This window comes from Sphingomonas sanxanigenens DSM 19645 = NX02 (genome assembly GCF_000512205.2).
In the GTDB taxonomy this organism is placed as follows: Bacteria; Pseudomonadota; Alphaproteobacteria; order Sphingomonadales; family Sphingomonadaceae; genus Sphingomonas_D; species Sphingomonas_D sanxanigenens.
Genome location: NZ_CP006644.1, coordinates 1,139,979 through 1,166,774 on the forward strand (window position 1 = coordinate 1,139,979; position 26,796 = coordinate 1,166,774).

The 26,796-nt window shown below is 68.8% G+C and carries 25 protein-coding genes; 15 read left to right on the forward strand and 10 right to left on the reverse strand.

Features of this window, described 5'->3' with window-relative positions; genetic code table 11:
• Positions 1-24 precede the first annotated feature (24 nt).
• From secA to NX02_RS05465, 8 genes are all read left to right on the forward strand, one after another.
• Positions 25-2,778, forward strand: coding sequence for a preprotein translocase subunit SecA (gene secA / locus NX02_RS05430; RefSeq protein ID WP_025291181.1), 2,754 nt, complete (start codon positions 25-27; stop codon positions 2,776-2,778).
• 99 nt (positions 2,779-2,877) lie between these two features.
• Positions 2,878-3,630 carry a molybdate ABC transporter substrate-binding protein gene (gene modA / locus NX02_RS05435; RefSeq protein ID WP_039996417.1) on the forward strand — a complete coding sequence of 251 codons (753 nt, stop codon included), beginning with the start codon at positions 2,878-2,880 and terminating at the stop codon, positions 3,628-3,630.
• Positions 3,630-4,307 (forward strand): molybdate ABC transporter permease subunit, encoded by a 678-nt coding sequence (modB, locus tag NX02_RS05440; protein ID WP_025291183.1) that lies wholly within the window; start codon positions 3,630-3,632, stop codon positions 4,305-4,307. Before modA ends, modB begins: the two co-directional genes overlap by 1 nt.
• Positions 4,300-4,917, forward strand: coding sequence for an ATP-binding cassette domain-containing protein (locus tag NX02_RS05445; protein WP_025291184.1), 618 nt, complete (start codon positions 4,300-4,302; stop codon positions 4,915-4,917). Before modB ends, NX02_RS05445 begins: the two co-directional genes overlap by 8 nt.
• A gap of 27 nt (positions 4,918-4,944) precedes the next feature.
• The gene (locus tag NX02_RS05450) at positions 4,945-5,943 is read left to right on the forward strand and encodes a M48 family metallopeptidase (RefSeq protein ID WP_025291185.1); all 999 of its coding nucleotides are present in this window, start codon (positions 4,945-4,947) and stop codon (positions 5,941-5,943) included.
• A 56-nt stretch (positions 5,944-5,999) separates the two neighbouring features.
• On the forward strand, positions 6,000-6,548 hold the full coding sequence (msrA, locus tag NX02_RS05455; RefSeq protein WP_025291186.1) for a peptide-methionine (S)-S-oxide reductase MsrA: 549 nt from the start codon (positions 6,000-6,002) through the stop codon (positions 6,546-6,548).
• 137 nt (positions 6,549-6,685) lie between these two features.
• On the forward strand, positions 6,686-7,552 hold the full coding sequence (gene galU / locus NX02_RS05460) for a UTP--glucose-1-phosphate uridylyltransferase GalU (protein ID WP_025291187.1): 867 nt from the start codon (positions 6,686-6,688) through the stop codon (positions 7,550-7,552).
• 189 nt (positions 7,553-7,741) lie between these two features.
• Positions 7,742-8,053: a hypothetical protein gene (locus tag NX02_RS05465; protein WP_025291188.1), complete on the forward strand. Its 312-nt coding sequence runs from the start codon at positions 7,742-7,744 to the stop codon at positions 8,051-8,053.
• 203 nt (positions 8,054-8,256) lie between these two features.
• On the opposite strand, the gene grxD is transcribed toward NX02_RS05465, so the two are convergent.
• The 9 genes from grxD to NX02_RS05510 all read right to left on the reverse strand — a co-directional run bounded on the left by grxD (position 8,257) and on the right by NX02_RS05510 (position 16,783).
• Positions 8,257-8,589, reverse strand: coding sequence for a Grx4 family monothiol glutaredoxin (gene grxD / locus NX02_RS05470; protein ID WP_025291189.1), 333 nt, complete (start codon positions 8,587-8,589; stop codon positions 8,257-8,259).
• A 2-nt stretch (positions 8,590-8,591) separates the two neighbouring features.
• Positions 8,592-8,834, reverse strand: a complete 243-nt coding sequence (locus NX02_RS05475) for a BolA/IbaG family iron-sulfur metabolism protein (protein ID WP_025291190.1) — start codon at positions 8,832-8,834, stop codon at positions 8,592-8,594.
• Position 8,835: 1 nt separating this feature from the next.
• Positions 8,836-9,159 carry a DUF1476 domain-containing protein gene (locus tag NX02_RS05480; RefSeq protein WP_025291191.1) on the reverse strand — a complete coding sequence of 108 codons (324 nt, stop codon included), beginning with the start codon at positions 9,157-9,159 and terminating at the stop codon, positions 8,836-8,838.
• A gap of 119 nt (positions 9,160-9,278) precedes the next feature.
• Positions 9,279-9,857: a 3-isopropylmalate dehydratase small subunit gene (gene leuD / locus NX02_RS05485; protein ID WP_025291192.1), complete on the reverse strand. Its 579-nt coding sequence runs from the start codon at positions 9,855-9,857 to the stop codon at positions 9,279-9,281.
• A 14-nt stretch (positions 9,858-9,871) separates the two neighbouring features.
• On the reverse strand, positions 9,872-10,744 hold the full coding sequence (locus tag NX02_RS05490; RefSeq protein WP_245648767.1) for an N-acyl homoserine lactonase family protein: 873 nt from the start codon (positions 10,742-10,744) through the stop codon (positions 9,872-9,874).
• Positions 10,745-10,748: 4 nt separating this feature from the next.
• The gene (gene leuC, locus NX02_RS05495; protein WP_025291194.1) at positions 10,749-12,182 is read right to left on the reverse strand and encodes a 3-isopropylmalate dehydratase large subunit; all 1,434 of its coding nucleotides are present in this window, start codon (positions 12,180-12,182) and stop codon (positions 10,749-10,751) included.
• Positions 12,183-12,261: 79 nt separating this feature from the next.
• Complete coding sequence (locus NX02_RS05500) at positions 12,262-13,578, reverse strand: serine hydrolase domain-containing protein (RefSeq protein WP_025291195.1); 1,317 nt, start codon at positions 13,576-13,578, stop codon at positions 12,262-12,264.
• A 454-nt stretch (positions 13,579-14,032) separates the two neighbouring features.
• Positions 14,033-15,331, reverse strand: coding sequence for an HlyD family type I secretion periplasmic adaptor subunit (locus tag NX02_RS05505; protein WP_025291196.1), 1,299 nt, complete (start codon positions 15,329-15,331; stop codon positions 14,033-14,035).
• Between the two features lie 24 nt (positions 15,332-15,355).
• Positions 15,356-16,783 carry a TolC family protein gene (locus NX02_RS05510; protein WP_047099741.1) on the reverse strand — a complete coding sequence of 476 codons (1,428 nt, stop codon included), beginning with the start codon at positions 16,781-16,783 and terminating at the stop codon, positions 15,356-15,358.
• Positions 16,784-17,207: 424 nt separating this feature from the next.
• Between NX02_RS05510 and NX02_RS05515 the strand changes: the two genes are divergently transcribed.
• Complete coding sequence (locus tag NX02_RS05515; protein ID WP_025291198.1) at positions 17,208-18,935, forward strand: type I secretion system permease/ATPase; 1,728 nt, start codon at positions 17,208-17,210, stop codon at positions 18,933-18,935.
• 137 nt (positions 18,936-19,072) lie between these two features.
• On the opposite strand, the gene NX02_RS05520 is transcribed toward NX02_RS05515, so the two are convergent.
• Positions 19,073-20,782 (reverse strand): acyl-CoA dehydrogenase family protein, encoded by a 1,710-nt coding sequence (locus NX02_RS05520; RefSeq protein WP_025291199.1) that lies wholly within the window; start codon positions 20,780-20,782, stop codon positions 19,073-19,075.
• Between the two features lie 51 nt (positions 20,783-20,833).
• Between NX02_RS05520 and NX02_RS05525 the strand changes: the two genes are divergently transcribed.
• The 6 genes from NX02_RS05525 to nadA all read left to right on the forward strand — a co-directional run bounded on the left by NX02_RS05525 (position 20,834) and on the right by nadA (position 26,755).
• Positions 20,834-21,796 carry an L-threonylcarbamoyladenylate synthase gene (locus NX02_RS05525; RefSeq protein ID WP_025291200.1) on the forward strand — a complete coding sequence of 321 codons (963 nt, stop codon included), beginning with the start codon at positions 20,834-20,836 and terminating at the stop codon, positions 21,794-21,796.
• Positions 21,797-21,915: 119 nt separating this feature from the next.
• Positions 21,916-22,284, forward strand: coding sequence for a BlaI/MecI/CopY family transcriptional regulator (locus NX02_RS05530; RefSeq protein ID WP_025291201.1), 369 nt, complete (start codon positions 21,916-21,918; stop codon positions 22,282-22,284).
• A complete protein-coding gene (locus NX02_RS05535; RefSeq protein ID WP_025291202.1) occupies positions 22,281-24,008 on the forward strand; it encodes a M56 family metallopeptidase in 1,728 nt (575 codons plus the stop codon). The genes NX02_RS05530 and NX02_RS05535 overlap by 4 nt, the downstream gene beginning before the upstream one ends.
• Positions 24,009-24,131: 123 nt before the next feature.
• Positions 24,132-24,989 carry an MBL fold metallo-hydrolase gene (locus NX02_RS05540; protein ID WP_039996421.1) on the forward strand — a complete coding sequence of 286 codons (858 nt, stop codon included), beginning with the start codon at positions 24,132-24,134 and terminating at the stop codon, positions 24,987-24,989.
• A gap of 4 nt (positions 24,990-24,993) precedes the next feature.
• Positions 24,994-25,695 carry a DUF4230 domain-containing protein gene (locus tag NX02_RS05545; RefSeq protein WP_047099742.1) on the forward strand — a complete coding sequence of 234 codons (702 nt, stop codon included), beginning with the start codon at positions 24,994-24,996 and terminating at the stop codon, positions 25,693-25,695.
• Positions 25,696-25,744: 49 nt separating this feature from the next.
• Positions 25,745-26,755 carry a quinolinate synthase NadA gene (gene nadA, locus NX02_RS05550; RefSeq protein ID WP_025291205.1) on the forward strand — a complete coding sequence of 337 codons (1,011 nt, stop codon included), beginning with the start codon at positions 25,745-25,747 and terminating at the stop codon, positions 26,753-26,755.
• Positions 26,756-26,796 lie beyond the last annotated feature (41 nt).

Below are 26,796 nucleotides of genomic sequence, written 5' to 3' on the forward strand. Positions count from 1 at the left end.
GCCAAGACAAACAGGATAAGCAGCATGTTCGGTGGCATGGCCAAGGCCATTTTCGGATCGTCCAACGATCGTTACGTCAAGTCGCTCGGCAAGATCGTCAACCAGATCGGTTCGTTCGAACCGTCGCTGGAGGCGATGTCCGACGAGGAGCTGAGCGGGCAGACGCAGCGCTTCCGCGACCGGCTGGAAGCCGGCGAGGAGCTCGACGATCTGCTGCCGGAAGCCTTCGCCACCGTTCGCGAAGCCTCGCGCCGCGTGCTCGGCCAGCGCCATTATGACGTCCAGCTCATCGGCGGCATCGTCATCCACCGCGGCGAGATCGCCGAGATGCGCACCGGCGAGGGCAAGACGCTGATGGCGACGCTCGCCTGCTATCTCAACGCGCTGCCGGGCACCGGCGTCCACGTCGTCACCGTCAACGACTATCTCGCCCGGCGTGACGCCGAATGGATGGGCCAGGTCTATAATTTCCTGGGGCTCACCGTCGGCGTGATCGTGCCCAACCTGCAGGAAGACCAGCGCCGCGCCGCCTATGCCGCGGACATCACCTACGGCACGAACAACGAGTTCGGCTTCGACTATCTGCGCGACAACATGAAATATGATCGCGAGCAGATGGTCCACCGGCCGTTCAACTTCGCGATCGTCGACGAGGTCGATTCGATCCTGATCGACGAGGCGCGCACGCCGCTGATCATCTCCGGCCCCACCGACGACAAGTCCGAGCTCTATATGCGCATGGACGTGATCGTGAAGCAGCTCGTGCCCGATGATTATGAGGTCGACGAGAAGCAGCGCTCGATCATCCTCACCGAGGACGGCACCGAGAAGACCGAGCGGATGCTGGAGGCGGCGGGGCTGCTGCAGGGCAGCAACCTCTACGATTATGAGAATACGCAGGTCGTCCACCACCTGAACCAGGCGCTGCGCGCGATCGCGATCTTCAAGCGCGACACCGACTATATCGTGAAGGACGGCAAGGTCGTCATCATCGACGAGTTCACCGGCCGCATGATGGACGGCCGGCGCTGGTCGGACGGTCTGCACCAGGCGGTGGAGGCCAAGGAGGGCGTGCAGATCGAGCCCGAGAACCAGACGCTCGCCTCGATCACCTTCCAGAATTATTTCCGCATGTATCCCAAGCTTTCGGGCATGACCGGCACCGCCGCGACCGAGGCGCAGGAATTCTACGACATCTACAAGATGAACGTGGTGACGATCCCCACCAACGTGCCGGTGCAGCGGATCGACCAGGAAGACGAGTTCTACAAGAACACGCTCGACAAGTTCGGCGCGATCGCCAAGGCGATCAAGGCGCAGGCAGACAAGGGCCAGCCGGTGCTGGTCGGCACCGTCTCGATCGAGAAGTCCGAGCTGCTGTCGGACTTCCTCACCAAGATCGGCACCAAGCATAATGTGCTCAACGCGCGCTTCCACGAGAGCGAGGCGCATATCGTGGCGCAGGCCGGCCGGGCCGGCGCGGTGACGATCGCCACCAACATGGCGGGCCGCGGCACCGACATCCAGCTCGGCGGCAACCTCGAATTCCGCGTGGAAGACGAGCTGCGCGACATGCCGGAAGGGCCGGAGCGCGACGCGGCGATCGAGCGCATCCGCGCCGAGATCGCGGTCGAGAAGCAGCAGGTGCTGGAAGCCGGCGGCCTGTTCGTGCTCGGCACGGAGCGGCACGAGAGCCGCCGCATCGACAACCAGCTCCGCGGCCGTTCGGGCCGTCAGGGCGATCCGGGCCTCAGCCGCTTCTACCTCTGCCTCGAGGACGATCTGCTGCGCATCTTCGGGCCGGACACGTTGTTCGCCAAGATGATGAACAGCAACCTCGCCGATGGCGAGGCGATCGGTTCGCGCTGGCTGTCGAAGGCGATCGAGACCGCGCAGAAGAAGGTCGAGGCGCGCAATTACGAGCAGCGCAAGCAGGTCGTCGAATATGACGACGTGATGAACGACCAGCGCAAGGTGATCTACGAGCAGCGCAACGACATCATGGACGCGGACAGCGTCGACGACATCGTCGTCGACATGCGCGCCGAGACGGTCAACGCGATGGTCGCCGATTCCTGCCCGCCCAACACCTATCCCGAGCAGTGGGATGTCGCGGCGCTGAAGGCGCGCGTGCAGGACGTGCTGGGGCTGGAGCCCGATATCGACGCGTGGCTGAACGAGGATCAGGTCGATCCCGAGATGCTCGAAGAGCGCATCCAGGCCGCCGCCGACGCCGCGATCGCGGCGAAGGCCGCCGAACTGCCGGGCGACACCTGGAACCGCGTGCAGAAGAGCATCATGATCCAGAACCTGGATCATCACTGGAAGGAGCATCTGGCGACGCTCGACGCGCTGCGCGCGGTGATCCACCTGCGTGCCTATGCGCAGAAGACGCCGATCAACGAGTATAAGCAGGAAGCCTTCGCGCTGTTCCAGCGCATGCTCGACGCGATCCGCGAGGATGTGACGAAGACGCTGGCGCACGCCGAATTCATGATGTCGCCGCAGGACATGCCGGATTTCCCCGAACTGCCGCGCATGCCGGACATCTTCACGACGCACATCGACCCGCTGACCGGCGAGGACGACTCCAACGATATCGACGCCGGCTATGGCCTGGTGACGACGCGCCTGGCGCCGATGCAATATATTGCACCGGCCGACGATGCCGAAACGCTGGGCGGCGACCCCGCCGAATGGGAAGGCCGGGTCAGCCGCAACGCGCCGTGCCCGTGCGGCTCCGGCAACAAGTACAAGCACTGCCACGGGGCGCTGTAAGCGCCGCCTTTCTCCTCCCCGGTGCCGCGCGCGCCGGGGAGGATATCGCGGCGCCGGCGCCTCTCGCCTTCTGGATCGTTGCTCTATATATCCCCGGATATGATCCGGAACCTGCTCCTGCTGTTCATGCTCTGCCTCTCCGGCTGCGGAGCGGAGCCGCCAAGGGCGCCCGTCGTGCTCGCGGCGGCGAGCCTGCAGGAGGCGCTGACCGAGGCGGCGGATGCCTGGGCGGCACAAGGGCATCCGAGGCCGGTGCTGAGCTTCGCAGCCTCGTCGGCGCTCGCCCGCCAGATCGAGGGTGGCGCGCCTGCGGACCTGTTCCTGTCCGCCGATGAGGAATGGATGGATGCGCTTGGCGCGAAGGGGCTGATCGATCCGGCCTCCCGCGCATCCTTCCTCGGCAACCGGCTGGTGCTGATCGCGCCCGCGGCGGCGAGAACCGCGCTCGCGGTCGGGCCCGGCATGGCGATCGGCGCTGCGCTGGGGGACGGGCGGCTGGCGATCGCCGATCCTGCCGGGGTGCCGGCGGGCCGCTATGCCAAGGCGGCGCTGACCGCCCTCGGCGTGTGGCGGCAAGTGGCGGAGCGGATTGCCGCCGCCGAGAATGTCCGCGCGGCGCTGGCGCTGGTCGAACGCGGCGAGGCGCCGCTGGGCATCGTCTATGAAACGGATGCGGCGGCCTCGAAGACGGTCCGCGTGGTCGGTGTCTTCCCGGCATCGAGCTACCCCCCGATCACCTACCCGATTGCCCGGCTGAACACCGCATCCGCACCCGATGCGGACGCGTTTCGCGCCTATCTGATCGGTCCGGCGCTGCCGATCTTCCGCGCGCACGGATTTACCGCGCCTTGATGCCCACCGCGGCCGAATGGTCGATCCTCTGGCTGTCGCTCAAGGTCGGCATCGCCGCCGTGCTGCTCTGCCTGCCCTTCGCCTTCGGGCTGGCCTGGCTGCTGGCGCGGCGGCGGTTTCCGGGGCGGACCGTGCTCGACGCCGTCGTCCATCTGCCGCTGGTGCTGCCGCCGGTGGTAACGGGCTGGCTGCTGCTGATCCTGTTCGGGCGCAACGGGCCGGTGGGGGCGCTGCTGCACGACTGGTTCGGCATCGCCCTGGTCTTCCGCTGGACGGGGGCGGCGGTGGCGGCGGCGGTGATGGCGCTGCCGCTGATGGCGCGGGCGATCCGGCTGTCGATCGAGGCGGTCGACCGGCGGCTGGAGGGCGCGGCGCGGTCGCTGGGGGCGGGGCCGTGGGACGTGTTCGCGAGCATCACCTTGCCGCTGTGCCGGCCCGGCATCGCCGCGGCGCTGGTGCTGGGCTTCGCCCGCTCGCTGGGCGAGTTCGGCGCGACGATCACCTTTGCCTCCAACATTCCCGGCGAGACCCAGACCCTGCCGCTGGCGATCTACACCGCGCTGCAGGCGCCGGGCGGGGAGGGGGCGGTGATGCGGCTCGCCATCCTCTCGATCCTCGTCTCGCTGGCGGCGCTGCTGGGATCAGAGGCGCTCGCCCGGAAGCAGCGCCATGCTTGAGTTCGACGCCTGGAAGCGGCTGGGCGACCGCCGCGTCGGCGCGCGCTTCACCGCCGGGAGCGGCGTGACCGCGCTGTTCGGGCCGTCGGGCGCGGGCAAGACGAGCATCCTCAACATGGTCGCGGGGCTGCTGAGGCCCGACGAGGGCCGCATCCTGATCGACGGCGACACGATGTTCGCGCCGGGCGTGGACGTGCCGCCGGAGGCGCGCGCGATCGGCTTCGTGTTTCAGGATGCGCTGCTGTTCCCCCACCTCACCGTCACCGAAAACCTGCATTACGGCACCGCGCGGGCGCGCGGGCGGGCGCCGATCATCGGGTTCGACCAGACGGTGGAGCTGCTCGCGATCGGGCCCCTGCTGACGCGCTATCCCGCGACGCTTTCGGGCGGCGAGGCCAAGCGTGTCGCGATCGGCCGCGCGCTGCTCTCGGCGCCGCGGCTGCTGCTGATGGACGAGCCGCTCGCCTCGCTCGACGCGCCGCGCCGCGCGGACATCCTCGCGGCGCTCGACCGCATCCGCGCCGCGGTGCATCTGCCGATCCTCCACGTCAGCCACGACCGCGCCGAGGTGGATCGCTTCGCCGACGCCGTGGTCACCATCGACGCCTGACCGCGCCCGCGCTATGCCCCGGAAACGATGCGCAAATCCCTGATCGCCCTGCTGCTCTCCCTCGCTCCGGTGGTGGGGCCGGCGACCGCGGCGCCGCTTTCCGACGACACCGCGATCGACGTGCTGCGCCAGTTGCGCGCCGACGATATCCGGCTGGCGACGATCGCCGACCGGATCGCGCGCGCGAGCGCCGCGATCTGCCCGGTGACGCAGCCGCTGCCCGGGCTCGTCGTCCATGATCTCGGCCAATATACCAGCGGCTTCCGCGACGCCGCGCGCAGCCTGTTCGGCGCGGACAAGGGCATCGCGATCGAGGGCATCGTGCCGGGCAGCCCCGCCGAGGCGGCGGGGGTGCAGGCGGACGACCGGCTGCTCGCGATCGACGATGCCCGCTTCGACGCACTGCAGGGCGATGACGACCATATGCCGGCGGTGCGCGCCGCGATCGATCGCGCGATGGCGGACGGCCGCGGCCGGCTCGAGCTGGAACGCGGCGGCCGGCGCCTTGCCATCACGGTGGACGGCGTTCCGGGCTGCGTGTCGCGCGTCGAGATCCGCCCGTCCGAAGCCTATAATGGCTGGGCGGACGGCATAACGGCGCAGCTCAGCTCGGCGATGGTCGACTTCACCCAGGACGACGACGAACTCGCGACGGTGATCGCGCACGAGATGGCGCACAACATCCTGCGCCACCGCGTGCGGCTGAACGAGGCGGGCGTTTCGCGGGGGCTGTTCGCGCAGGTCGGCCGCAACGCCCGGCTGACCCGCGCGACCGAGATCGAGGCGGATCGCCTCGGCGTCTACCTGATGGCGCGGGCGGGCTTCGATCCGCACGCCGCCGCGCGCTTCTGGGACCGGCTGCTGCGGCAGCATGGCGCCGGCATTCTCGCCGACGGCACCCACCTCGGCCGCCGCAAGCAGGTCGCGCTGGTGACGGGCGTCGCGCACGAGATCGATGCGCTCAAGGCGGCGGGCAAGCCGCTGATGCCGCCGCTGCTGGCGGGGCCGCTGCCGGCGCTCGATTGAAGCGCGCGCGCCGCGGGCCTATCTTGGCGGCACGGGAACGAATGGGATTGAAGGACATGGCGGAAGAAATCGCAACGCTCGCCGGCGGCTGCTTCTGGTGCGTCGAGGCGGTGTTCGACGATGTGATCGGCGTGACGTCGGTCGAGAGCGGCTATATCGGCGGCTCGCTCGAGAACCCCACCTACAAGCAGGTCTGCAACGGGGACACCGGCCACGCCGAGGCGGTGCGCATCCGCTTCGATCCGGACGTGATCGGCTATGACGACCTGCTCGACATCTTCTTCCACATCCATGATCCGACGCAGCTCAACCGTCAGGGCGATGATGTCGGCACCCAGTACCGATCGGCGATCTTTCCCAATTCGGAAGCGCAGCATGTCGCCGCCGAGGCGGCCAGGACGCGCGCCGCGGCGGACTGGCCCGATCCGATCGTCACCACCATCGAACATCCGAACACCTGGTACGAGGCGGAGGATTATCATCAGGACTATTTCGCGCGGGTCGGGGACCAGAACCCCTATTGCATGGCGGTGGTGGCGCCCAAGCTGCGCAAGTTCCGCAAGAGCTATGCGGCGCGGCTGAAGGACGGCGTCGTCGCGGCCTGATCGCGCGCTTCCTGCGACCGACGCGGCATAAGTGCAGTTGAGGCGCGGCGTTGTAACGTTCTGGAAATTGACTTCGCGTCAGGGTGCTTCCAGTGGTTCGACCCCATCTCGTGGACGATGAACAGGAGGAAGACGGAATGAAGCGCATTCGCAAGGCGGTGTTCCCGGTGGCAGGGCTGGGAACTCGCTTTCTTCCGGCGACCAAGGCCGTGCCGAAGGAAATGCTGCCCGTCGTCGATCGTCCGCTGATCCAATATGCGGTCGACGAGGCGTTCGAGGCCGGCATCGAGCAGCTGATCTTCGTGAATGGCCGCAACAAGTCGTCGATCGAGGATTATTTCGACCTCGCGTTCGAGGTGGAACAGACGCTGTCGTCGCGCGGCAAGTCGCTCGCCGCGCTCGAGGGCACGCGCCCCAAGCCGGGCTCGATCGTTTCGGTGCGCCAGCAGGAGCCGCTGGGACTCGGCCATGCGGTGTGGTGCGCGCGCGACATCGTCGGTGACGAGCCGTTCGCCGTGCTGCTCGCGGACGACCTGATGGTCGGCCAGCCGGGCTGCCTCAAGCAGATGGTCGAGGCCTATGAGAAGGTCGGCGGCAACATCATCTGCGCGCAGGAAGTGCGCGACGACCAGGCGCATATGTATGGCGTGATCACGCCGGGCGCGCGCGACGGTGCGCTGACCGAGGTGAAGGGGCTCGTCGAAAAGCCCGCGCCGGGCACCGCGCCCTCCAACCTCGCGGTGATCGGCCGCTACATCCTGCAGCCCGAGGTAATGCGCATCCTCGAAGGGCAGGGGAAGGGCGCCGGCGGCGAGATCCAGCTGACCGACGCGATGGCGTCGATGATCGGCAACCAGCCCTTCCACGGCCTGACCTTCGCCGGCACCCGCTATGACTGCGGCGACAAGGCCGGCTTCATCCACGCCAACATGGCGCTTGCCGCCGCGCGCGAAGACATCGGCGCAACGATCCGCGAGATCGGCAAGCAGGTGTTCGCGGTCTGACGATTAGGTTTTTCCTCCCCGGCGCGCCGCGTCGGGGAGGGGGAACTGGCCGATCGCGCGCCCGACTTTCCGTTAGCTCGGCCTTGAGCCGGGATCCCGCTTCTTCTTCTTTTTCGGCCTCCGACTGGGCAACTGCAACGCGTCTGCTCGCTGAATACAATTGCGATCCACCGCGATCGGAGCACGGCAATGCCGATGGACGACGATTTTTGCGATTGCGCTGAGCATGGGCCTCAGCCCATCACGTTCGTCTGCTCCCACATCGTGGATCGAGCATCACCCGAGACGGCCGGGTTTGTCTCCTTCCCAGCGGAGGACGGAGATGATCTCCGAGACGCGTGGTGCGAGGCCTGTGAGGCCTATCTGCAGGAAAATGGCGGCGAATGGGTCGAAGGCGCCGTTGAAGTGCCCGGCGGCATCAGGATCATCTGCGCGGAGTGCTACCGCCGACGCGAAGCCGATGCGCGCCTGGCGGGACGACGAATTGTCCGGCAGGAATGAATCTGCTCGCGCCACATGTTTGGCGCAGACCGGATTATCGATCCAAGAAGTAAGAAGCGGGACCGCGGCTTAAGGCCGGGATGACCGAAATTGGGACGCCTGCGACGTACGCAAGCCGTGCGCGGTTTCCGGCGCCGCCGGAAGCTCGCTGCGCTCGCCTCCACCCCAACCCCTCCTCCAACGAGGAGGGGCTGAAAGCAGCGTCAGCCCGCCTTGGCGACGCCCTGGTCGGTCAGCAGCTGCTGGAGTTCGCCGGCCTCGTACATCTCCATCATGATGTCCGAGCCGCCGACGAATTCGCCCTTCACATAGAGCTGGGGGATCGTCGGCCAATCCGAATATTGCTTGATGCCCTGGCGAACGCCCTGGTCCTGCAGCACGTCGACGGTCTCATAGGTCACGCCGAGATGGTCGAGGATGGCGATCGCGCGGCTGGAAAAGCCGCACTGCGGAAACAGGGGGGTGCCCTTCATGAAGAGCATCACGTCGTTGCCCTTCACCAGCGCATCGATGCGGGCTTGCGTGTCTTCGGTCATTCTCAAAGCTCCTTGTCGGGCGCGGCGGTGGTGAGCTGCAGCGCGTGCAGCACGCCGCCCATCCGGCCGCCCAGCGCGGCATAGACCGCCTGATGCTGCCGCACGCGCGGAACGCCGCGAAAGCTCTCGCTCACCACCCGCGCCGCATAATGATCGCCGTCGCCGGCGAGGTCGGTGATCTCGACATGCGCGTCCGGGATCGCGGCGACGATCATCGCTTCGATCTCATGGGCCGCCATCGCCATATTATTGCGCTTCCATGAACTGGCGGCGCGCCTCGGCGGTCTTGTCCGACAGCGCCTGGCGAACCGTCGCATCGTCCACCTCGACGCCGGCGGCGGTCAGGTCACCCAGCAGCTTGCGCACGACATCCTCGTCGCCCGCTTCCTCGAAATCCGCCTGGACGACCGCCTTGGCATAGGCGTCGGTCTCTTCGGGGGTCAGCTTCATCTGCACCGCGGCCCACTGCCCGAGCAGGCGGTTGCGGCGCGCCGTGATCCGGAACTGGAGATCCTGATCCATAACGAACCTGGCTTCGAAGGCCCGTTCGCGTTCGTCGAAAGTGGTCATCGGCGTCCCTTGCGCAATGCGGCTCATGATCAAGCCGAAGATAGGATGGCCGGGGCCCCCGCGCAACGGCGGGCCGTTACGCGTGCGCGATCATCCGCATCGGCCCCCGCCCGGCGAGCTTACATCCAGGGCCTCTCGGCGGCGCGCTGCCCCTCATAGGTCGCGATGCGATCGGAAAGCGCCAGGGTCAAGCCGATCTCGTCCAGCCCCTCCGCCAGGCAATGCTTGCGGAACGCGTCGATCTCGAAGCGGAAGCGATCCTGAAACGGCGTCGTCACCGTCTGGCTGTCGAGGTCGATGTGGATCGGGTGGGTCTTCGCCACCTCAAGCAGCCGATCGACCGCGTCCTGCGGCAGCACCACCGTCAGCAGCCCGTTCTTGAACGCGTTGCCCGAGAAGATGTCGGAGAAGCTCGGCGCGATCACCGCTTCGATACCGAGATCGGCGAGCGCCCAGGCGGCATGTTCGCGGCTGGAGCCGCAGCCGAAATTGTCGCCCGCGATCAGGATCGGGGCGCCCTTATATTCGGGGTCGTCGAAGATGTTGCCCGGTTCCGCGCGCACGGTTTCGAACGCGCCCTTGCCCAGCCCCGCGCGGCTGATCGTCTTCAGCCATTTGGCGGGGATGATGACGTCGGTATCGACATTCTTCGCGCCGAACGGGATCGCCCGTCCCTCGATGCTGTCCACGGCCTTCATAGTCGGTCCTGCATTCAGTTCGCCGATGCCGGGAACACCGGCAGCTTGATGATGTCCTCGGGCTCGTGCTGGAGCACGAGCGTGGCGTTCATGTTGGTCGCCAGCCCCTTGAGCCGCGCCAGCGAGGCGAGCGACTGGGCGCGATCGGTGTTGAACGCCGGCACCCCGTCATTGACGAGGTTCTCGTTGAAATGGGCGGCATCGCCCGAGATCAGCACCGCGCCCTTGTTGCGCAGCCGCACCAGCAGGCCGTGATGCCCCGGCGTATGGCCGGGCAGCGACAGCATCACCACGCTGCCGTCGCCGAACACGTCCTTGTCGCCCGCCACGGCCTCGACCTCGCCGCCGCCGGTCAGCCAGCGGGCGAGGGGGGCAGGGTCGATGCGGGGCTGGGGGCCGGCCTTGAGCGTATCGAGATCGCCCTTGCCGATCAGCAGCTTCGCGCTGGTGAAGGCCGGCGCCTGGCCGATATGGTCGCCATGATAATGGCTGATGCCGAGCAGGCGGATCTGTTCCGGCTTCACGTCGATCCGCGCGAGCTGTTCCGGCAGGGTGACGGTGAGCGTCTGGCTGATCGGGTCGGTCGCGCTGGTCGGCTTGCCCTTCAGCTTTTCCGGAATGCCGGCATCCCACAGCATGTAATCCGCGCCGTGGCGGATCAGATAGCAGCTGGCGGCAAGCTGGCGGGAGCGGCCGGGATAGGCGTGGACGTCCGAAAATGCGTTGAGATCGTTGACGCGCACCGCGCCGCAATCCAGCCGCCAGAGCTGGACGTCGGCGGTGCTCGCCTCTTCCTTCTTCGACCGGTCGCTCTGCCCCGAGGCGGAGAAGGCGGCGACGCCACACAACGCCGCACCGCCGATCAACGCATACATCACCCGCTTCACGCGCTTACTCCCCCACAAGCTCCCGAACGTCGGTAAGCCGGCCCGTTACCGCGGCCGCGGCCGCCATCGCCGGCGAGAGCAGGTGGGTGCGCGCACCCGGACCCTGCCGGCCGACGAAATTGCGATTGGACGTCGATGCGCAGCGTTCTCCCGCCGGCACCTTGTCCGGATTCATGCCGAGGCACGCCGAGCAGCCCGGCTCGCGCCATTCGAAGCCCGCGGCCACGAAGATGCGATCGAGCCCTTCGGCCTCGGCCTGCTTCTTGACGAGCCCCGAGCCCGGCACCACCAGCGCCTGGTGGACGCCATCGGCGATGCGGCGACCGTCGAGCACGGCGGCGGCGGCGCGCAGATCCTCGATGCGGCTGTTGGTGCAGCTGCCGATGAAGATGTTCTCCACCGCCACGTCCTGCAGCCGGGTGCCCGGCACCAGCCCCATATAGTCCAGCGACTTCTTCGCCGCCGCCTGCTTGGACGGGTCGGCGAAGCTCATCGGATCGGGGACGACGCCGGTGATCGGCACGACATCCTCGGGGCTGGTGCCCCAGGTGACGTTGGGGGCGATGTCGCTTGCCTGAAGCGTGACGACGCTGTCGTAGCGCGCGCCGGGATCGGTCGGCAGCGTCTTCCACCACGCCACCGCCTTTTCCCAATGCTCGCCCGCCGGCGCCATCGGCCGGCCCTTGATATAGGCGAAGGTCTTGTCGTCGGGCGCGATCAGGCCGGCGCGCGCACCGCCCTCGATCGACATGTTGGAAACGGTCAGCCGCCCCTCGACCGACATGTCGCGGATCACCGAGCCGGTATATTCGATGACATAGCCGGTGCCGCCCGCGGCGCCGATCCTGCCGATGATCGCGAGCACGACATCCTTGGGGCTGACCGCGAAGCCCAACGCGCCGTCGACGCGGATCTCCATCGTCTTCGACTGCTTGAGCTGCAAGGTCTGCGTCGCCAGCACATGCTCGACCTCGGAGGTGCCGATGCCGAACGCCAGCGCGCCGAGCGCGCCGTGCGCGGCGGTGTGGCTGTCTCCGCACACCAGCGTGGTGCCGGGCAAGGTGAAGCCCTGTTCCGGGCCGACGACATGGACGATGCCCTGTTCGACGTCGGTCGCACCGAAACAGCGGATGCCGAACTCGGCGGTGTTGCGTTCGAGCGCCGCGAGCTGCGCCGCGCTTTCGGGATCGGCGATCGGGATCCGCCGCCCCTCGGCATCGAGCCGCGCGGTGGTCGGAAGGTTGTGGTCGGGCACCGCGAGGGTGAGATCGGTGCGGCGGACCTTGCGGCCGGCGACGCGAAGGCTCTCGAACGCCTGCGGGCTGGTGACTTCGTGGACGAGGTGACGGTCGATATAGAGCAGGCAGGTCCCGTCGTCGCGGCGGTCGACGACATGGGCATCCCAGATCTTCTCGTAGAGGGTGCGCGGTTGTGCCATAACGGCGCCGCCCTAGCCGAGGCTTGCCGCCGGTGAAAGCCGCAGAACGCGGATTTCCCGATCGGCAATCATGCTGCGGTCACTCGGCGGTGTCGGCGGTGGCCGAAACCAGCGTGCGGGCGTTGCCCGTGCCGGGCAGATCGACCTTCAGCCAATCGCGCGTCGGCAGGCCATAGAGCATGTCGAGCACCTCCAGCTGCAGCCCCACGGGCTTGGTGCTCTGCGAATTCCACAGGATGGCGACGCCGGTGCGCTGCACCGGATCGAACACCATCAGCGAGCGATAGCCGCGCACCGCGCCGCGATGGCCGACCAGCTGGTGGCCCGCATAGGCATATTCGCGGAAGCCCATGCCGTAGGTGACGCCAGAGATCGCGCGGTCCTCGATGCCGAAGCCGCGCGCGCGGCCGGTGACGGTAAGCGGCGCGTGGATCGTCTTGAGCAGGCCGGGGGAGACGACGCCGCTGGCGACGCCCATCTGCGCCTGCATCCAGCGGCCCATGTCGATGATCGAGCTGTTGACGCCGCCCGCCGCGGGCACGCGATAATAGCTGTCGACCACCGGCATCACCCGGGTGCCGACGTGCGAGCGCGCCCAGCTGGGTGCCGACTGCAGACCCTGACGGCTGATCGTGGCGCTGGTCATGCCGAGCGGCAGGAAGATGCGTTCGCGCACGACATCCTCGTAGCGCCGGCCGGTGACCCGCTCGACCATTTCCGACGCCGCATCATAGGCGATGTTCTGGTAGCTGTAGCAGCCGCCCGCGGCGCACTGCATCGGCGCGGTGGCGAGTTGGGTGCGCAGCACGCGCGGATCCTGCCCGGCTTCCAGCTTGCCGTCATAGGCGTTGCGGACGATGCCGAGGCGCTGCGCGAGAAGATCGGTGACGGTCAGCCGGTTCTCGGCACCGCCCGGCAGCTTGAGCGAGGAGGAATAGCGCGAGATCGGCGCATTCAGCGAAATCTTGCCGTCGGCGGCGAGCGAGGCGACGGTGGTCGCGGCGACGCCCTTCGACAGCGAGGCCCAGCGGAACACGGTGCGCGTCGTCACCGGATCATGGGTGCCATATTGGGTGACGCCATAGCCCTTCACGAAGCGCAGCTCGCCATTCTCGACGATGGCGACGGCCATGCCGACCATGCCCGGCGTCGCCACGACCTGCTGCAGCCGGCGATCGAGCCGCGCATAGTCGATCAGGCTCGGCCCGCCGCGGCGCATCACCGCCGGCACCGATCCGGCATAGCCGGAGGTCAGGCCGGGCTGCGCCTGTGCCGCCGCATCGGCGTCCGCGAAGCTGTAGGCGGACGCCGTCAGCGCGATGGCGAGCGCACCGCCACCGGCAACGATCCAGCGATGCACCGGATTCTTCGCGGATTTCGTGATTTTCTTGCTCAAGCGACACCCCGATCCGGCGCTTGCAGCGCACCGGTTAGGGACGGACTGTAACGAAAATATGAATAAAAGGTAACCGGATTTCTCATCGATTCGGCGCGGTGGCGAGTCGATTTGGCTCGATTTTCGGGGGGCTGGGGGCGGTGGGGGCTTACCGGTGTCAACGAGGGGCGGTGGCGGAGGCGCTGCAGCCGTTGTGACGGTTGCGCAACGAGCCCTCTCCGGCACTTCCCGCCAACCGTTTCATCGCGCGAATCGTTTCATAAAGCGCAAAAGGCTGGAGGGCTCGGCACCGCTGCCCGGTCGGCCATTTTCGAGCGAACGCGTCGGACGTCTACGCCTGGCGCGACTGACCCTCTCCCTGGTCCGCTGCGCGGACCTGTCCCTCTCCCCAAAGGGGCGAGGGACAGTAGGGCCGTCACGAACGAGATGCGCGAACGCCTTCGCCGCTGCAACCCTACTCGCGGAACGCCTGGTCGCGGATGCGGGTGATCGGGGTCAGCAGATAGTTGAGCACGGTGCGCTTCTCGCCCAGCAGGTTGACGGTGGCGGTCATGCCCGGGCCGATCGGCAGCATCTTGCCGTTGCGGCGGATGCCCGCCGCATTGGTGCGCACGCGGACGAGATAATGGGTCTCGCCATTGCGCTCGTCCAGCACCGAGTCAGGCGAGATCGCGACGACATTGCCCTCCAGCGAGCCGTAGATCGCCGGATCATAGGCGGTGATGTCGACCTTGGCGCGCTGGCCGATCTTCACCGACGCGATGTCCTTGGGCTGGACCTGCGCCTCGACCAGCAGCGTGTTTTCGCTGGGCACCAGTTCGATCACCGGCGCGCCGGGGGCGACCGAGCCGCCGACGGTGCTGACGAGCACGCGGTTGACGCGGCCGTCGAGCGGCGCGCGCAGCACGGTGCGGCTCTGGCGATCGGCCAATGCGGGCAATGTGCTGCGCCGGGCATCGAGTTCCGCGCGCGCGGCGGCGAGTTCGCCGCCGGCCTGGGCGCGCCAATCCTGCGTGGCGCGGCGCATCGTCGCCTCGGCCTCGCCGATCGCAGCCTGCGCGCGCGAGACCGCGGAGGCGGCGCCGGCGGCCTCGCTCGCCGCAACCGCCGCCTGGCTTTCCGCCTGGATCAGCGACACGCGCGGTTCGATGCCGCGTTCGACGAGCGGACGGATCGCATCGAGCTGCAGCCGCGCCGAATCGCGTGCGGAGATCCGCGCGGCTTCGGCCGAGCGTGCCTCGGCGAGCGCGTTGCGCGACTGGGAGACGCGCGCCGCGGCGGCGGCCTGGAGGCTGGAAAGATCGCCCATGCGCGACCGATAGAGCGCGCGCTCGATCTCCACCTGCGCGCGGCTCTGTTCGTCCGGCGCGCTGGGGAAGACGGGCGCGCGGCCGGCGATTTCGGCTTCGAGCCGCGCGATCTTCGCAAACAGCGCATAGGTGGTCGCCTGGCCGCTGCCGAGTTCGGCGGCGCTCTGGATCGGGCTCAGCCGCAACAGCGCGTCGCCGCGCTTCACCAGCTGGCCGGTGCGGACCAGGATCCGTTCGACCACGCCGCCTTCGAGGTTGGAGACGAGCTGGAGCTGCGAGCTCGGGATCACGCGGCCCTGGCCGCGCACCGTGCGATCGAGCTCGGCGATCGCCGCCCAGATCACGAACAGCACGAAAAAGCCGAAAATGCCCCACAGCATCAGGTTCGATACCGTGCGCGGGCGGATCCTCATCGCCAGATCGTCGATATGCGTCTCAGACATGTGTGTGCTCCAGCCCGATGACGCTCATCGATCCCCCTTGTCCCAATCGAGCCGCGGCGACGGATTGAGCCCGAGCGCCGGCAGCAATTCCCCCATGCGCGACATCAGCGCGTAGCGTGCGACCTCCAGTTCGACTTCGGCGAGAATATACTGCGCCGCCGACTGGAAGAAATTATCCTCGCCCTGCAGCACGCCGATCAGCGAGCCGCGCGAGACGCGGAAGCGCTCTGCCAGCACGTCGCGCGACAGGCGCGCGGCGCCATAGCTGCGTTCCTGCGCGTCGCGCGCCACCTTCAGCGCCTCGAGATCGGACCAGGCGATCGAGGCGTCGCGCTCCGCCTCGATGCGCAGCCGCGCGGCGCGCGCCTCGGCGGTCACCGCCCGCGCCGACGCCTGTCGCGCCCGGAAGTTGCGGCCGCCGAACAGGCGGTAGCGCAGGCCGAGGCGCGCGCGCACGTCATAGTCGCGATCGGTTTCGAACACGCCGTAGCGGCCGGCATCGACGCCCGCGATCACGGTGGGCAGGTTCTCGGAGCGCACCGCCTCGGCATCCATGTCCGCCGCCCGCGCGGCGGCATAGGCAGCGCGCACCGCCGGGGTTTCGCCCGCTGCGGCCACCGCGCGTTCGCGGTCCAGCGCGGGCCAGGCGGCGCGGTGCGGACCGTTCATCATCGGCGGCGGCGGCGCGCCCATCAATTCGGTGTAGCGCGCCTCGGCATTGGCGAGCTGGCGCCGGTAATTGGCCAGCCGGCTGGCGCCGATCGCGACGTAGGAATCGACCTCCGCGCGATCGCCGGGCGCCGAGACGCCCTGGCGGATGCGCTCCTCCACCGCCGCGCCGAGTTCGGTCTGGCTGGCGGCATAGGCGCTGGCGACGGACACGAGCGCGCGATAGGCGAACACATCGTACCAGGCGACGATCGCGCGCAGGCTGACATCATCGGCGGTGGCGGCCACGCCGGCTTCCGCGCTCTCGACGCGGGCCCTGGCGGCGGAGATGCGCTCCACCGTGGCGCCGAAATCCCACACCGGCGCGGAGATCGTCACCGTCGCGTCGGTGCGCTGGCGCGCGCGCGACCGCTCGATGATGTTCTGCGGATCGTTGGAAAATTCGCGCGCGAGGGTGCGGAAGGTGCTGACGTTGAACTCGCCCTGCGGAAAACGCTGCGCCTTCGCCTCGCCGCGCGCGGCGACGGCCTCCGCCCGGCTCGCGCGCGCCTCGGTGAGCGCCGGATGCTGATCGACCGCGAGGTGGATGCGATCGACGAACGTTTCCGGCAGGCCGATCGTGCCGATCAGCCGGACCACCGGGTCCGTCGCCATATCCACCTTCAGCGGATCGCGATCGGGCGCCGGCAGCACGGGCTGCTGGGCGCCGATCGGCGCGGCCATCATTGCAAGCGCGACGGCAAGCGCACTTGCTTGCCCCATCGCGCGGTTACACCACGCCATCCCCACTCCACGCGCCGCCCTCGATGCCGGGCTCGTACCGCAGGAAAGGGCGCCCGCCAAGCGACCTGCGCCGACAACCTCATCGAAGTGCGCAATGAAATGCTGCGGCTTCGACGAAATGAACGGCCCGCGCGGGCGATCGACAATGTTCGCGGGCGGCGGCGGCGTGTGCGGCAAAGGCGAGGCTTAGCAAAACGCGCGGATATGAGCCGTTTCTTGGCAACTTGGTCCATTTCGGTTTGAATCGAGCGGCGACCGCGGGCCGAAACCGTCGCCGCGAAGCTTGGGCACGCGGTTTTTCGATTTGCCCCGGCATGTTGGCCGCGACCGCCAAGACGGCTCGACAGGCGCTCAAAGCCGCTGCACATGGGGCCGTGTGTGCCGCCGGCTCCGGCAAGCGGCTGTGGGAGGAGCAAGGCCGATCATGAGCAACCCCGACGCTGTACCCGAACGTCCGCCGCGGTTCGCCGCCTGGCTGATGGAACCGATGCAGCGCAACCGCCAGACCTACATCAAGGTTGCGATCGCGGCGGCGATGATCAACATCTTCGGCCTGCTGACCTCGCTGTTCACGATGACGGTCTACGACCGGGTGGTGCCCAACAACGCCACCTCGTCGCTGATCGCGCTGACGATCGGCCTTGCGATTGTCGTGATCTTCGATTTCGTGCTGCGCACCTTGCGCGCCTATCTGGTCGACGTGGCGGGGGCCGACATCGACCATGAGGTGGGCGCGACCGTGTTCAAGCGGCTGCTGGCGCTGCGGCTGGACCTGCGCAAGGGATCGACCGGCGCGCTGACCGCGCTGATGCGCGAGCTGGAGACGCTGCGCGAATTCTTCGCCTCGGCGACGCTGACAGCCGTCGTCGACGTGCCCTTCATCGTCGTGACCTTGCTGGTGACCGCGGCGATCGGCGGCGTCGTCGTGATCGTGCCGCTGATCATGATCCCGCTGGTCGTGCTGGTCGGCTGGCTGACGCATCCGGCGATGGACCGGCTTTCGGCGCGCGCGATGAGCGGCGGGCTGCTCAAGCAGTCGGTGCTGGTCGAGACCGTGGGCGGGCTGGAGATGATCAAGAGCGCGGGCGCGGGCCCGCTGCTCGCGCGCCGCTGGGCGAAGGCGGTGGACGACCATGCGGACAGCTCGCTGCGGCAGCGGCTGGTCTCCTCGATCAGCGTCAATTTCGCGAGCTCGGCCAACACCATCGCCTATGCGGGCGTCGTCGTGGTCGGCGTGACCCTGATCGCCAAGAACGAGCTGACGATGGGCGGGCTGATCGCCTGTTCGATCCTTGCCGGCCGCGCGGTGGCGCCGCTGGGCCAGATCGCGCAGATGCTGTCGCGCCTCACCGCCACCCGCACCTCCTACCGCCAGCTGCAGGAACTGATGTCGACGCCGGCGGAAGGGCCGGAGGCGACGCCGCTGAAGATGACGAAGATCGAGGGGCGCATCGAGTTCCGCAACGTGTCGTTCCGCTATCCCGGCGCCGCCGAGCGCGCGCTGGACGGGGTGAGCTTCACGATCGCGCCGGGCGAGCGCGTCGGCCTGCTCGGCCGCGTGGGTTCGGGCAAGTCGACGATCGCGCGGCTGATCCTGGGGCTCTATCCGCCCGAGGACGGGCTGGTGATGATCGACGGCGCCGACATCCGCCAATATGACCCGCCCGAGCTGCGCCGCCACATCGGCGCGGCGATGCAGGACAATGTGCTGCTGAGCGGCACCGTGCGGGAGAATATCTCGCTGGGCCGCGCCGAGGTGGACGATGAGGAACTCGTCCGCCTGTGCACGATTTCGGGCACGCACCAGTTTATGGGGCAACTCGTCAACGGCTATGACCTGCGCCTCGCCGACCGCGGCGAGAGCCTGTCGGGCGGGCAGCGCCAGTCGATCGCGATCGCGCGCTCGCTGGCGGGCAAGCCCAAGGTGATGCTGTTCGACGAGCCGACCAGCGCGATGGACGCGCAGACCGAGGACGCGCTGCTGCAGCGCCTCGGCGCGGAACTTGCGGACCGGACGCTGGTGCTGATCACCCACCGCCCGCCGCTGCTGCGCCTCGTCAACCGCATCATCCTGATGGACCGCGGCCGCGTGCAGCTCGACGGGCCGCGCGACAAGGTGCTGGAGCAGATCCGGCCGTCGAAGGCGGCATAGGGGGCAGGGGGCGTGCATCTCCCCCTCTCCGTTCGTCCCGAGCGCAGTCGAGGGACGGGTCGCGCGAAAAGCGTGTCAGGCTGGGGCGCGGGTCTCCTTGGTCCCTCGACTTCGCTCGGGACCAACGGCGGTAGAGTTCACGCCAGAAACGCCCCCGCCTCCACCGCATAGAGCAGGCCGGCACCATCGAGCGCCGCGGACTTGAGCCCCGCGGCCTCCGGCACGATGTGGCGGACGAAATAGTCCGCCGCGGCGCGCTTCATCGAAAGGAAGGCGGGGTCACCCTCGGCGGTCGCGGCGATGCGGCCCTGGCGCTCCATTTGCCAGCCGGCGACGGCGACCGCGAGCATCGTCAGGAAGGGCATGCTGCCGGCGAGCCGGTCGTCGGCGCCGGCCGCGGCGAGGTGGCGGCCGACCTCGGCGCAATCGCCGATGAGGCGGGAGAGGCTTTCATTTTCAGCGTCGCGCTGCATGTCGGCGATCAGCGCGTCGAACGGCGCGCCGCCGCCCAGCGCCAGCTTGCGGCCGACGAGATCGGCGGCCTGGATGCCGTTGGTGCCCTCGTAGATCGGGGCGATGCGGATGTCGCGATAATGCTGCGCGGCGCCGGTTTCCTCGATGAAGCCCATGCCGCCATGCACCTGCACGCCGAGCGACGCGATCTCGCAGCCGGCATCGGTGCCCCATGACTTGGCGAGCGGGGTGAGCAGGTCCACCCGGTCGCGCGCGGCCGCGTCGCCGAGATGCGCGCGGTCGAGCTGGCCGATCGCATAATAGACCAGCGCGCGCGCGCCCTGCGTCAGCGCCTTCATCCGCAGCAGCATGCGCCGCACATCGGGATGCTCGATGATCGCGACCGGATCGCGCGAGGCGCCGCCGGCGCGCGCGGACTGCACGCGGTCCATCGCATAGGCGACCGCCTGCTGCGTCGCGCGCTCGCCGATCTGGACGCCCTGCAGGCCGACGTTGAGCCGGGCATTGTTCATCATCACGAACATCGCGGCGATGCCGCCATGCTCGGCGCCGATCAGCTCGCCATGGCAATCGTCATGATCGCCATAGCTCATGACGCAGGTGGGGGAGGCGTGGATGCCCAGCTTGTGCTCGATCGAGACGCAGCGGACGTCGTTGGCGGTGCCGTCGTCGCGCAGCCTGGGGACGAGGAACAGCGAGATGCCGCGCGTCCCCGCCGGCGCGCCGGGCGTGCGCGCGAGGACGAGGTGGAGGATGTTGTCCGCGAGGTCATGCTCACCGAAGGTGATGTAGATCTTGGTGCCCTTGATCCGCCAGCCGCCGTCCGCCGCCCGGGTCGCGCCGGTGCGCAGCGCGCCGACGTCCGACCCTGCCTGCGGCTCGGTGAGGTTCATCGTGCCGGTCCATTCGCCGCTGACGAGCTTCGGCAGCCACTTGGCCTTCTGGTCGTCGGTGCCATAGGCGATCAGCGCCTCGATCGCGCCCGGCGTCAGCATGTTGACCAGCGAGAAGCCCATGTTGGCGCTGCCGAGATCCTCCATCACCGCCGCGGCGAGCGCATAGGGCAGGCCCTGGCCGCCGAACGCCGTCGGGCCGGCGAGCGATCCCCAGCCGCCCGCGACGAACGCCTGATAGGCCTCGCGGAAGCCCGGCGGCAGCATCACCCGGCCATCCTCCCAGCGCGCGCCGACGGTATCGCCGATGCGGTTGAGCGGCGCATATTCGCCCGCGGCGAACGCGCCGGCGCCGTCGAGGATCGCCTCCACCATGTCCGGCGCGGCGGCTTCGTAGCGGGCGTCGGCGGCGAGGTCGGCGATGCCGACGACATGCTCCAGCACGAACCGCTGTTCGGCCACCGGGGGCGTATAGGTCATGGCGCGGGCTCCTCTCTTGCCTCTCGTGGGCCGGCGCTATAGCGCCGCAGAATGCCTGGCTCAAACGGCCCTTTCACGACCGAAATCTGCCGCTACGGCACGGCCGCGATCGCGCGCGCGGCGGCGGTGATCGCGGACGGTGGCACCATCGCGATCCCCACCGAAACGGTCTACGGCCTCGCCGCCGATTCGACCGACGGCGCGGCGGTCGCGCGCATCTATGCCGCCAAGGGGCGGCCCGCGTTCAACCCGCTGATTGTCCATGTCCTCGACGTCGCGGCGGCGGCGCGGCTGGCGCGGATCGATGCGGTGTCCAAGCGGCTGATCGACGCGTTCTGGCCGGGGCCGCTGACGCTGGTACTGCCGCTCGCGCCCGACAGCCCGGTCGCGTCGATCGTCACCGCCGGGCTGCCGACGGTCGCGATCCGGTGCCCGGCGCATCGCGCGATGCGCGACCTGCTCGCCGCCTGCGGCCGGCCGCTCGCCGCGCCCTCGGCCAATCCGAGCGGCGGCATCAGCGCGACGCGCGCGGCGCATGTGATGGCGGGGCTGGGCGGGCGCATTCCGCTGATCGTTGACGACGGCGCGACCGCGATGGGGCTGGAATCGACCATCGCCGCCGCGGCGCCCGACCATATCCGCCTGCTGCGCCCCGGCCCGATCACCGCCGAGCAGCTGAGCGAAGCGGCGGGCGGGCTGCCGGTGATCGCGGCGGACGGCGGCAGCATCGAGGCGCCGGGGCAGCTTTCGAGCCATTATGCGCCCGGCACGCCGCTCGCGATCGACGTCGCCGCGCCCGCCGCCGATGCGTTCGTGATCGGCTTCGGCGCGGCCGGCGGCGACATCAACCTCAGCCCCTCCGGCGATCTCGTCGAGGCGGCGGCCGGGCTGTTCGACGCGCTCCACCGCGCCGATGCGAGCGGCCGGCCGCAGATCGCGGTGCGCCCGGTGCCGCAGCAGGGGCTCGGCGCGGCGATCAACGACCGGCTGCGCCGCGCCGCGCATCGCGACTGAGCGCGCAATTTCGCCGCCGATCCGGCCTCGACTCGCCGCATTCATCCACCGTTCAGCGATTTTGTGACTACACCTGTAGTCGTACTTCGATTACATCCGTAGTCAGGGAGGTCGGGACGATGACCGAGCGGATCAGCGAAGCCGAACATGCCGTGATGGAGGTGCTGTGGGACGAAGCCCCGCTCACCGCCGCAGAGGTTGCCGAACGCATCGATCCGGTGCGCGGGTGGAGCGACCGCACCGTCAAGACGATGCTGTCGCGCCTGCTCGGCAAGGGCGTGCTCGCGCATGAGGAAGATGGCCGGCGCTATCTCTATCGGCCCACGATCGCGCGCGTCGATTATGTCGCGGGCGAGTCGCGCAAGCTAATGGACCGGCTGTTCGGCGGCCGGATCACGCCGCTGGTCGCGCACCTCGCCGAGCGTGATGCGCTGAGCGACCAGGATATCGCCGAGATCGAAGCGCTGCTGAAGGCGCTCCGGTCATGAGCGCGTGGATCGTCCAGACGCTGGTCGCCACCAGCCTTCTCATGCTGATCGTGATGCTGCTGCGCGAGCGGGTTGCGGCCGTGTTCGGCCCGCGCATCGCCTATCTGCTGTGGCTGCTGCCGGCGCTGCGCATGGTGCTGCCGCCGCTGCCGCGCACGCTGATCGATCCGCCGATCGAGCAGATCCCGGTGCTGATCGATTTCGTCTCGCTCGACGGCCTGGTCGATGCCGCGCCTTCGGGCGCCGCCGATCCGCTGCCGACGCTGTGGGATCCGATCGCGGCGCTGCCGTGGGGCACGATCCTGCTGGCGGCGTGGCTGGGTGGCGCGGCGCTCCATTTCGGCTGGCACATCCTCGCCTATCGCCGCTTCGTGCGCGAAACGCTTTCGCAGGCGACGCCGCTGCCGCGCCTCGACCGCGACGGCATCGAGGTGTGCGCGAGCCGGGCGGTCGACGGGCCGTTCGCGACCGGCGTGTTCGTGAAGACGGTGGTGCTGCCGCACGACTGGCGCTGGCGCTACAGCGAGGAGGAACTGCGCCTCGCGCTGCGCCATGAGTTCATCCATCATCTGCGGTGGGACCTGTCCGCCAATTTCGCGGCGCTGGCGCTCCTCTCGCTCCATTGGTTCAATCCGATCGCGCACCGCGCCTGGCGCGCCTTTCGTGCCGATCAGGAACTGGCCTGCGACGCGCTGGTGCTGGCGGGGGCAACGCCCGCCGAGCGCCACAGCTATGGCCTTGCGGTGGTCAAGTCCGCCTGTTCGCGGACCCCGGTCGCCGCCTGCACGCTCGGGAGCCGTGACGAACTCAAGAGGAGACTACGCATGATGAAGTCGGGCAAGCGCTCGCCGGGCCGCAGCGTTTCGGGCGCCGTTCTGGCGGTCGCGCTGCTGGCGGGCGGACTGGCGCTGACCGCATCGGGGGGCATGGCTGCCGAGGCTGCGCGCGAGGTGGTGCAGCCGATCGGCGTCGCGCTGGTCGGGGACGCTGCGGCGCCCACCGAGCCCGCGCCGCCGGAAGCGGCCGCGCTTCCCTTTGCCGACATGCCGGAGCCGCCGGTCGCGCCGGTGGCGGCGACGGAACCCCGTGCACCGCACGCCGCGCAGATCGCGTCGGCCGCGCCCGAGGCTCCGCTGCCGCCGGCGCCTCCGGCCCCGCCGGCCGCGCCGCGCTGGGCGGACGGCGCCGATGCCGCCGATGCGGTCGGTGCCGCGGCCGACGCCGCCGAGCGTGCCGCCGATCGTGCGGAGCGCGATGCCGATCGCCGCGCCAACGCCATGGAGCGGGTCGCCGAGGCACGCGAACGCGCGATGGAGCGGGCGGCCGACGCGCGTGAATGGGCCGCCGAGCGCGCCGCTGTCGCGGCCGAGCGCGCGGCGGGGCTGGCCGAGAAGCATGCCGGCCGCCACGCCTATATGATGGTGCTCGACGAAAAGGGCGAACGCCGCATCAGCAGCGACGGGGCCGGCCGCTGCGCCGGCAAGGGCCGCGTCACCGAGACGCAGGTCGTCACCCGCGATCATGGCAAGGGCGAGACCCGCCGGGTCGTCGTCTGCGCCGCGGCGCCCACCGAGGCGGAGGTGCGCAAGCTGACGATCGACGCGCTCGAAAAGGCGCGGGAAAGCTTGGCGCGGTCGCGGGCGCTGCAGGGCGATGGCTTGCGCCAGGCGCTCGCCGGGCTCGATGCCGAACTGGCGCGGCTGCGCGTCGCGCCGGCGAAGTAGGCGGCTTCGTTCGCCAGAGCATCGCTTGCCGGGACCTGCCGCAAGCGGCGGGGGGCGGGGCCGGCGCGCACGAGCATCGCGTCGGCCCTTGCTTCTCATCGCGAAATCGCCACATCGAAGGCCATGAACGATCAACCGACCGGACTGGCGGTGGAGGTCGAGCCGCTGGTGCGGCGGATCCTCGCTCCCAACCCCTCGCCCTACACCTATAGCGGCACGCAGACCTATGTCGTCGGCCGGGGCGAGGTGGCGGTGATCGATCCCGGCCCCGCCGAGCCGGCGCACGTCGCCGCGATCCTCGCCGCGGTCGCGGGGGAACGGGTGACCGCGATCATGTGCACGCACACGCACCGCGATCACAGCCCCGCCGCCGCGGCGGTCGCCGGAGCGACCGGGGCCGAAATCGTCGGGTGCGCGCCGCTGGCGCTGGTCGACGACGGTCCGCGCGCCGATTCGGCGTTCGATGCGGGCTATACGCCCGACCGCGTGCTGGCGGACGGCGAACGCGTTGCCGGCCCGGGCTGGACGCTGGAGGCGGTGGCGACGCCCGGCCATACCTCCAACCATCTCTGCTTCTCGCTGGTCGAAAGCGGCGCGCTGTTCACCGGCGACCATGTGATGGGCTGGTCGACCTCCGTCGTGGCGCCGCCCGATGGCGACATGGCGGCCTATATGGCGAGCCTGGAGCGGCTGATCGCGCGCGAGGACCGCATCTATTATCCCGCGCATGGCGATCCCGTCGAACGGCCGCAGCGCTTCGTCCGCCACATGGCGGCGCATCGCAGGCAGCGCGAAAAGCAGATCCTGTCGCTGCTGCGCGACGGCGAACTGGCCGTGCCGGCGATGGTTGCGCGCATGTATGTCGGGCTCGATCACCGGCTGGTGGGCGCGGCGGGGCGGTCGGTGCTCGCGCACCTGATCGATCTCGGCAATCGCGGCGTGGTGGTTGCCGAGGGCGATCACTGGCGGCTGGCGGCCTGACGACATGCCCAACTGGTTGAAGACGATGCTCGCGACCGCCGCGGGCGTGGCGCTGGCGTTGGTTGCCGGCTGGTATGCGCTGCAGAGCATCGGCACCTATCTCGACGACAAGATCGCGCCCGCGCCGGAGACGATCGCGCAGGCCAGCCTGGAGGGCATTCGCGAGCAGAACCGCCTCTCCACCTTCGCCGCGCGCTATGTGGCGGTGGTGACCAGCGAACAGACGCGGATGGGGCTGTTCAGCGCGCGCAAGACGATGATCATGCCGGGCATGGTCCGCTACGAGGTGGATCTGGCCAAGCTGACGCAGAAGGATGTCGCGTGGGATGGCGCGGCGAAGCGGCTGACGGTCACCCTGCCGCCGGTCGAGACCAGCCGGCCCGAGATCGATATGAATGCGGTGCGCGAATATGACAGCGGCGGATTGCTGATCCGGCTGACCGACGCCGAAAAGACGCTCGACACCGCCAACCGCCGGCGGGCGTGGCAGGAATTGCAGCGCCAGGCGCAGCAGCCGCAGATGATGAAGCTGGCGCGAGACGCCACCCGCCGCGCGGTGGAGCGCAGCTTCGCGATGCCGCTGAAGGCGGCCGGCTTCGATGCGCAGGTCAGCGTGCGCTTCGCAGACGAGCCGCAGCCGGGTAATGGCGAGCAGATGGACCGTTCGCGGTCGCTGGAAGAGATTTTCGGGAATCGCTCGGAATAAGCGCCCAACCAGCCTGGAAGGCGGCCGAGCGGGATGAGGAGTGAAAGAGATGGATGCACGCGGCGGCATGGGCGGAAGCCTGACCGGTGTCGACCTGCGCGCGGAGATCGATCGGCTGCGCAAGGAGCGCAACGCCGTGATCCTCGCGCATTATTACCAGAAGCCCGAGATCCAGGACATCGCGGACTTCGTCGGCGACAGCCTCGACCTCAGCCGCAAGGCGGCAGCCACAGATGCGGACGTGATCGCGTTCTGCGGCGTGAAGTTCATGGCGGATACAGCCAAGATCCTGTCGCCGCAGAAGATCGTGGTGCTGCCCGATCTCGACGCCGGCTGCAGTCTCGAGGATTCCTGCCCGCCGGACAAGTTCAAGGCGTTCCGCGAGGCGCACCCCGATCATATCGCGCTGACCTACATCAACTGCTCGACCGAGGTGAAGGCGCTCAGCGACGTCATCGTCACCTCCTCCTCGGCGGAAAAGATCCTCAGCCAGATCCCGGCGACGCAGAAGATCATCTTCGGGCCGGACAAGAATCTGGGCGGCTATCTGGCACGCAAGACCGGGCGCGACATGCTGCTGTGGCCGGGCGTGTGCATCGTCCACGAGGCGTTCAGCGAAACCGAACTGCTCAAGCTCAAGGCGCAATATCCCGGTGCGCCGGTGGCGGGGCACCCCGAATGCCCGCCGCATGTGCTCGACCATGCCGATTATGTCGGTTCGACCAGCGGCATCCTCGATTATGCCAAGGCGATGGCGGGAGACGTGCTGATCGTCGCCACCGAGCCGCACATCATCCATCAGATGGAAAAGGCGATGCCGGGCAAGACCTTCATCGGTGCGCCCGGTGCGGACGGCAACTGCAACTGCAATATCTGCCCGTATATGGCGCTCAATACGATGGAGAAGCTCTACGTCGCGCTGCGCGACCTGCAGCCGCGCATCGAAATCGAGGAAGGCCTGCGACTGGCGGCGAAGAAGTCGCTCGACGCGATGCTGGCGATGGCCAGCGGATCGGTGGGGCAGGGCGATCTCGGGCCGAGGATGGTGACGGGGGATTGAGTGCAAGGCGCGGAGCCTTGCCGAAGCCAGCGATTTCCCTC

Coding starts and splice junctions, on each gene's coding strand:
- NX02_RS05525 (WP_025291200.1), top strand. CDS start 20,834: ATGCCTGGCTCAAACGGCCCTTTCACGACCGAAATCTGCCGCTACGGC.
- NX02_RS05450 (WP_025291185.1), top strand. CDS start 4,945: ATGCGCAAATCCCTGATCGCCCTGCTGCTCTCCCTCGCTCCGGTGGTG.
- modB (WP_025291183.1), top strand. CDS start 3,630: ATGCCCACCGCGGCCGAATGGTCGATCCTCTGGCTGTCGCTCAAGGTC.
- NX02_RS05510 (WP_047099741.1), bottom strand. CDS start 16,783: ATGGCGTGGTGTAACCGCGCGATGGGGCAAGCAAGTGCGCTTGCCGTC.
- NX02_RS05445 (WP_025291184.1), top strand. CDS start 4,300: ATGCTTGAGTTCGACGCCTGGAAGCGGCTGGGCGACCGCCGCGTCGGC.
- NX02_RS05530 (WP_025291201.1), top strand. CDS start 21,916: ATGACCGAGCGGATCAGCGAAGCCGAACATGCCGTGATGGAGGTGCTG.
- NX02_RS05515 (WP_025291198.1), top strand. CDS start 17,208: ATGAGCAACCCCGACGCTGTACCCGAACGTCCGCCGCGGTTCGCCGCC.
- NX02_RS05465 (WP_025291188.1), top strand. CDS start 7,742: ATGCCGATGGACGACGATTTTTGCGATTGCGCTGAGCATGGGCCTCAG.
- nadA (WP_025291205.1), top strand. CDS start 25,745: ATGGATGCACGCGGCGGCATGGGCGGAAGCCTGACCGGTGTCGACCTG.
- galU (WP_025291187.1), top strand. CDS start 6,686: ATGAAGCGCATTCGCAAGGCGGTGTTCCCGGTGGCAGGGCTGGGAACT.
- NX02_RS05475 (WP_025291190.1), bottom strand. CDS start 8,834: ATGGCGATGGCGGCCCATGAGATCGAAGCGATGATCGTCGCCGCGATC.
- modA (WP_039996417.1), top strand. CDS start 2,878: ATGATCCGGAACCTGCTCCTGCTGTTCATGCTCTGCCTCTCCGGCTGC.
- grxD (WP_025291189.1), bottom strand. CDS start 8,589: ATGACCGAAGACACGCAAGCCCGCATCGATGCGCTGGTGAAGGGCAAC.
- NX02_RS05505 (WP_025291196.1), bottom strand. CDS start 15,331: ATGTCTGAGACGCATATCGACGATCTGGCGATGAGGATCCGCCCGCGC.
- NX02_RS05535 (WP_025291202.1), top strand. CDS start 22,281: ATGAGCGCGTGGATCGTCCAGACGCTGGTCGCCACCAGCCTTCTCATG.
- NX02_RS05480 (WP_025291191.1), bottom strand. CDS start 9,159: ATGACCACTTTCGACGAACGCGAACGGGCCTTCGAAGCCAGGTTCGTT.
- NX02_RS05520 (WP_025291199.1), bottom strand. CDS start 20,782: ATGACCTATACGCCCCCGGTGGCCGAACAGCGGTTCGTGCTGGAGCAT.
- leuC (WP_025291194.1), bottom strand. CDS start 12,182: ATGGCACAACCGCGCACCCTCTACGAGAAGATCTGGGATGCCCATGTC.
- secA (WP_025291181.1), top strand. CDS start 25: ATGTTCGGTGGCATGGCCAAGGCCATTTTCGGATCGTCCAACGATCGT.
- NX02_RS05540 (WP_039996421.1), top strand. CDS start 24,132: ATGAACGATCAACCGACCGGACTGGCGGTGGAGGTCGAGCCGCTGGTG.
- NX02_RS05545 (WP_047099742.1), top strand. CDS start 24,994: ATGCCCAACTGGTTGAAGACGATGCTCGCGACCGCCGCGGGCGTGGCG.
- msrA (WP_025291186.1), top strand. CDS start 6,000: ATGGCGGAAGAAATCGCAACGCTCGCCGGCGGCTGCTTCTGGTGCGTC.
- leuD (WP_025291192.1), bottom strand. CDS start 9,857: ATGAAGGCCGTGGACAGCATCGAGGGACGGGCGATCCCGTTCGGCGCG.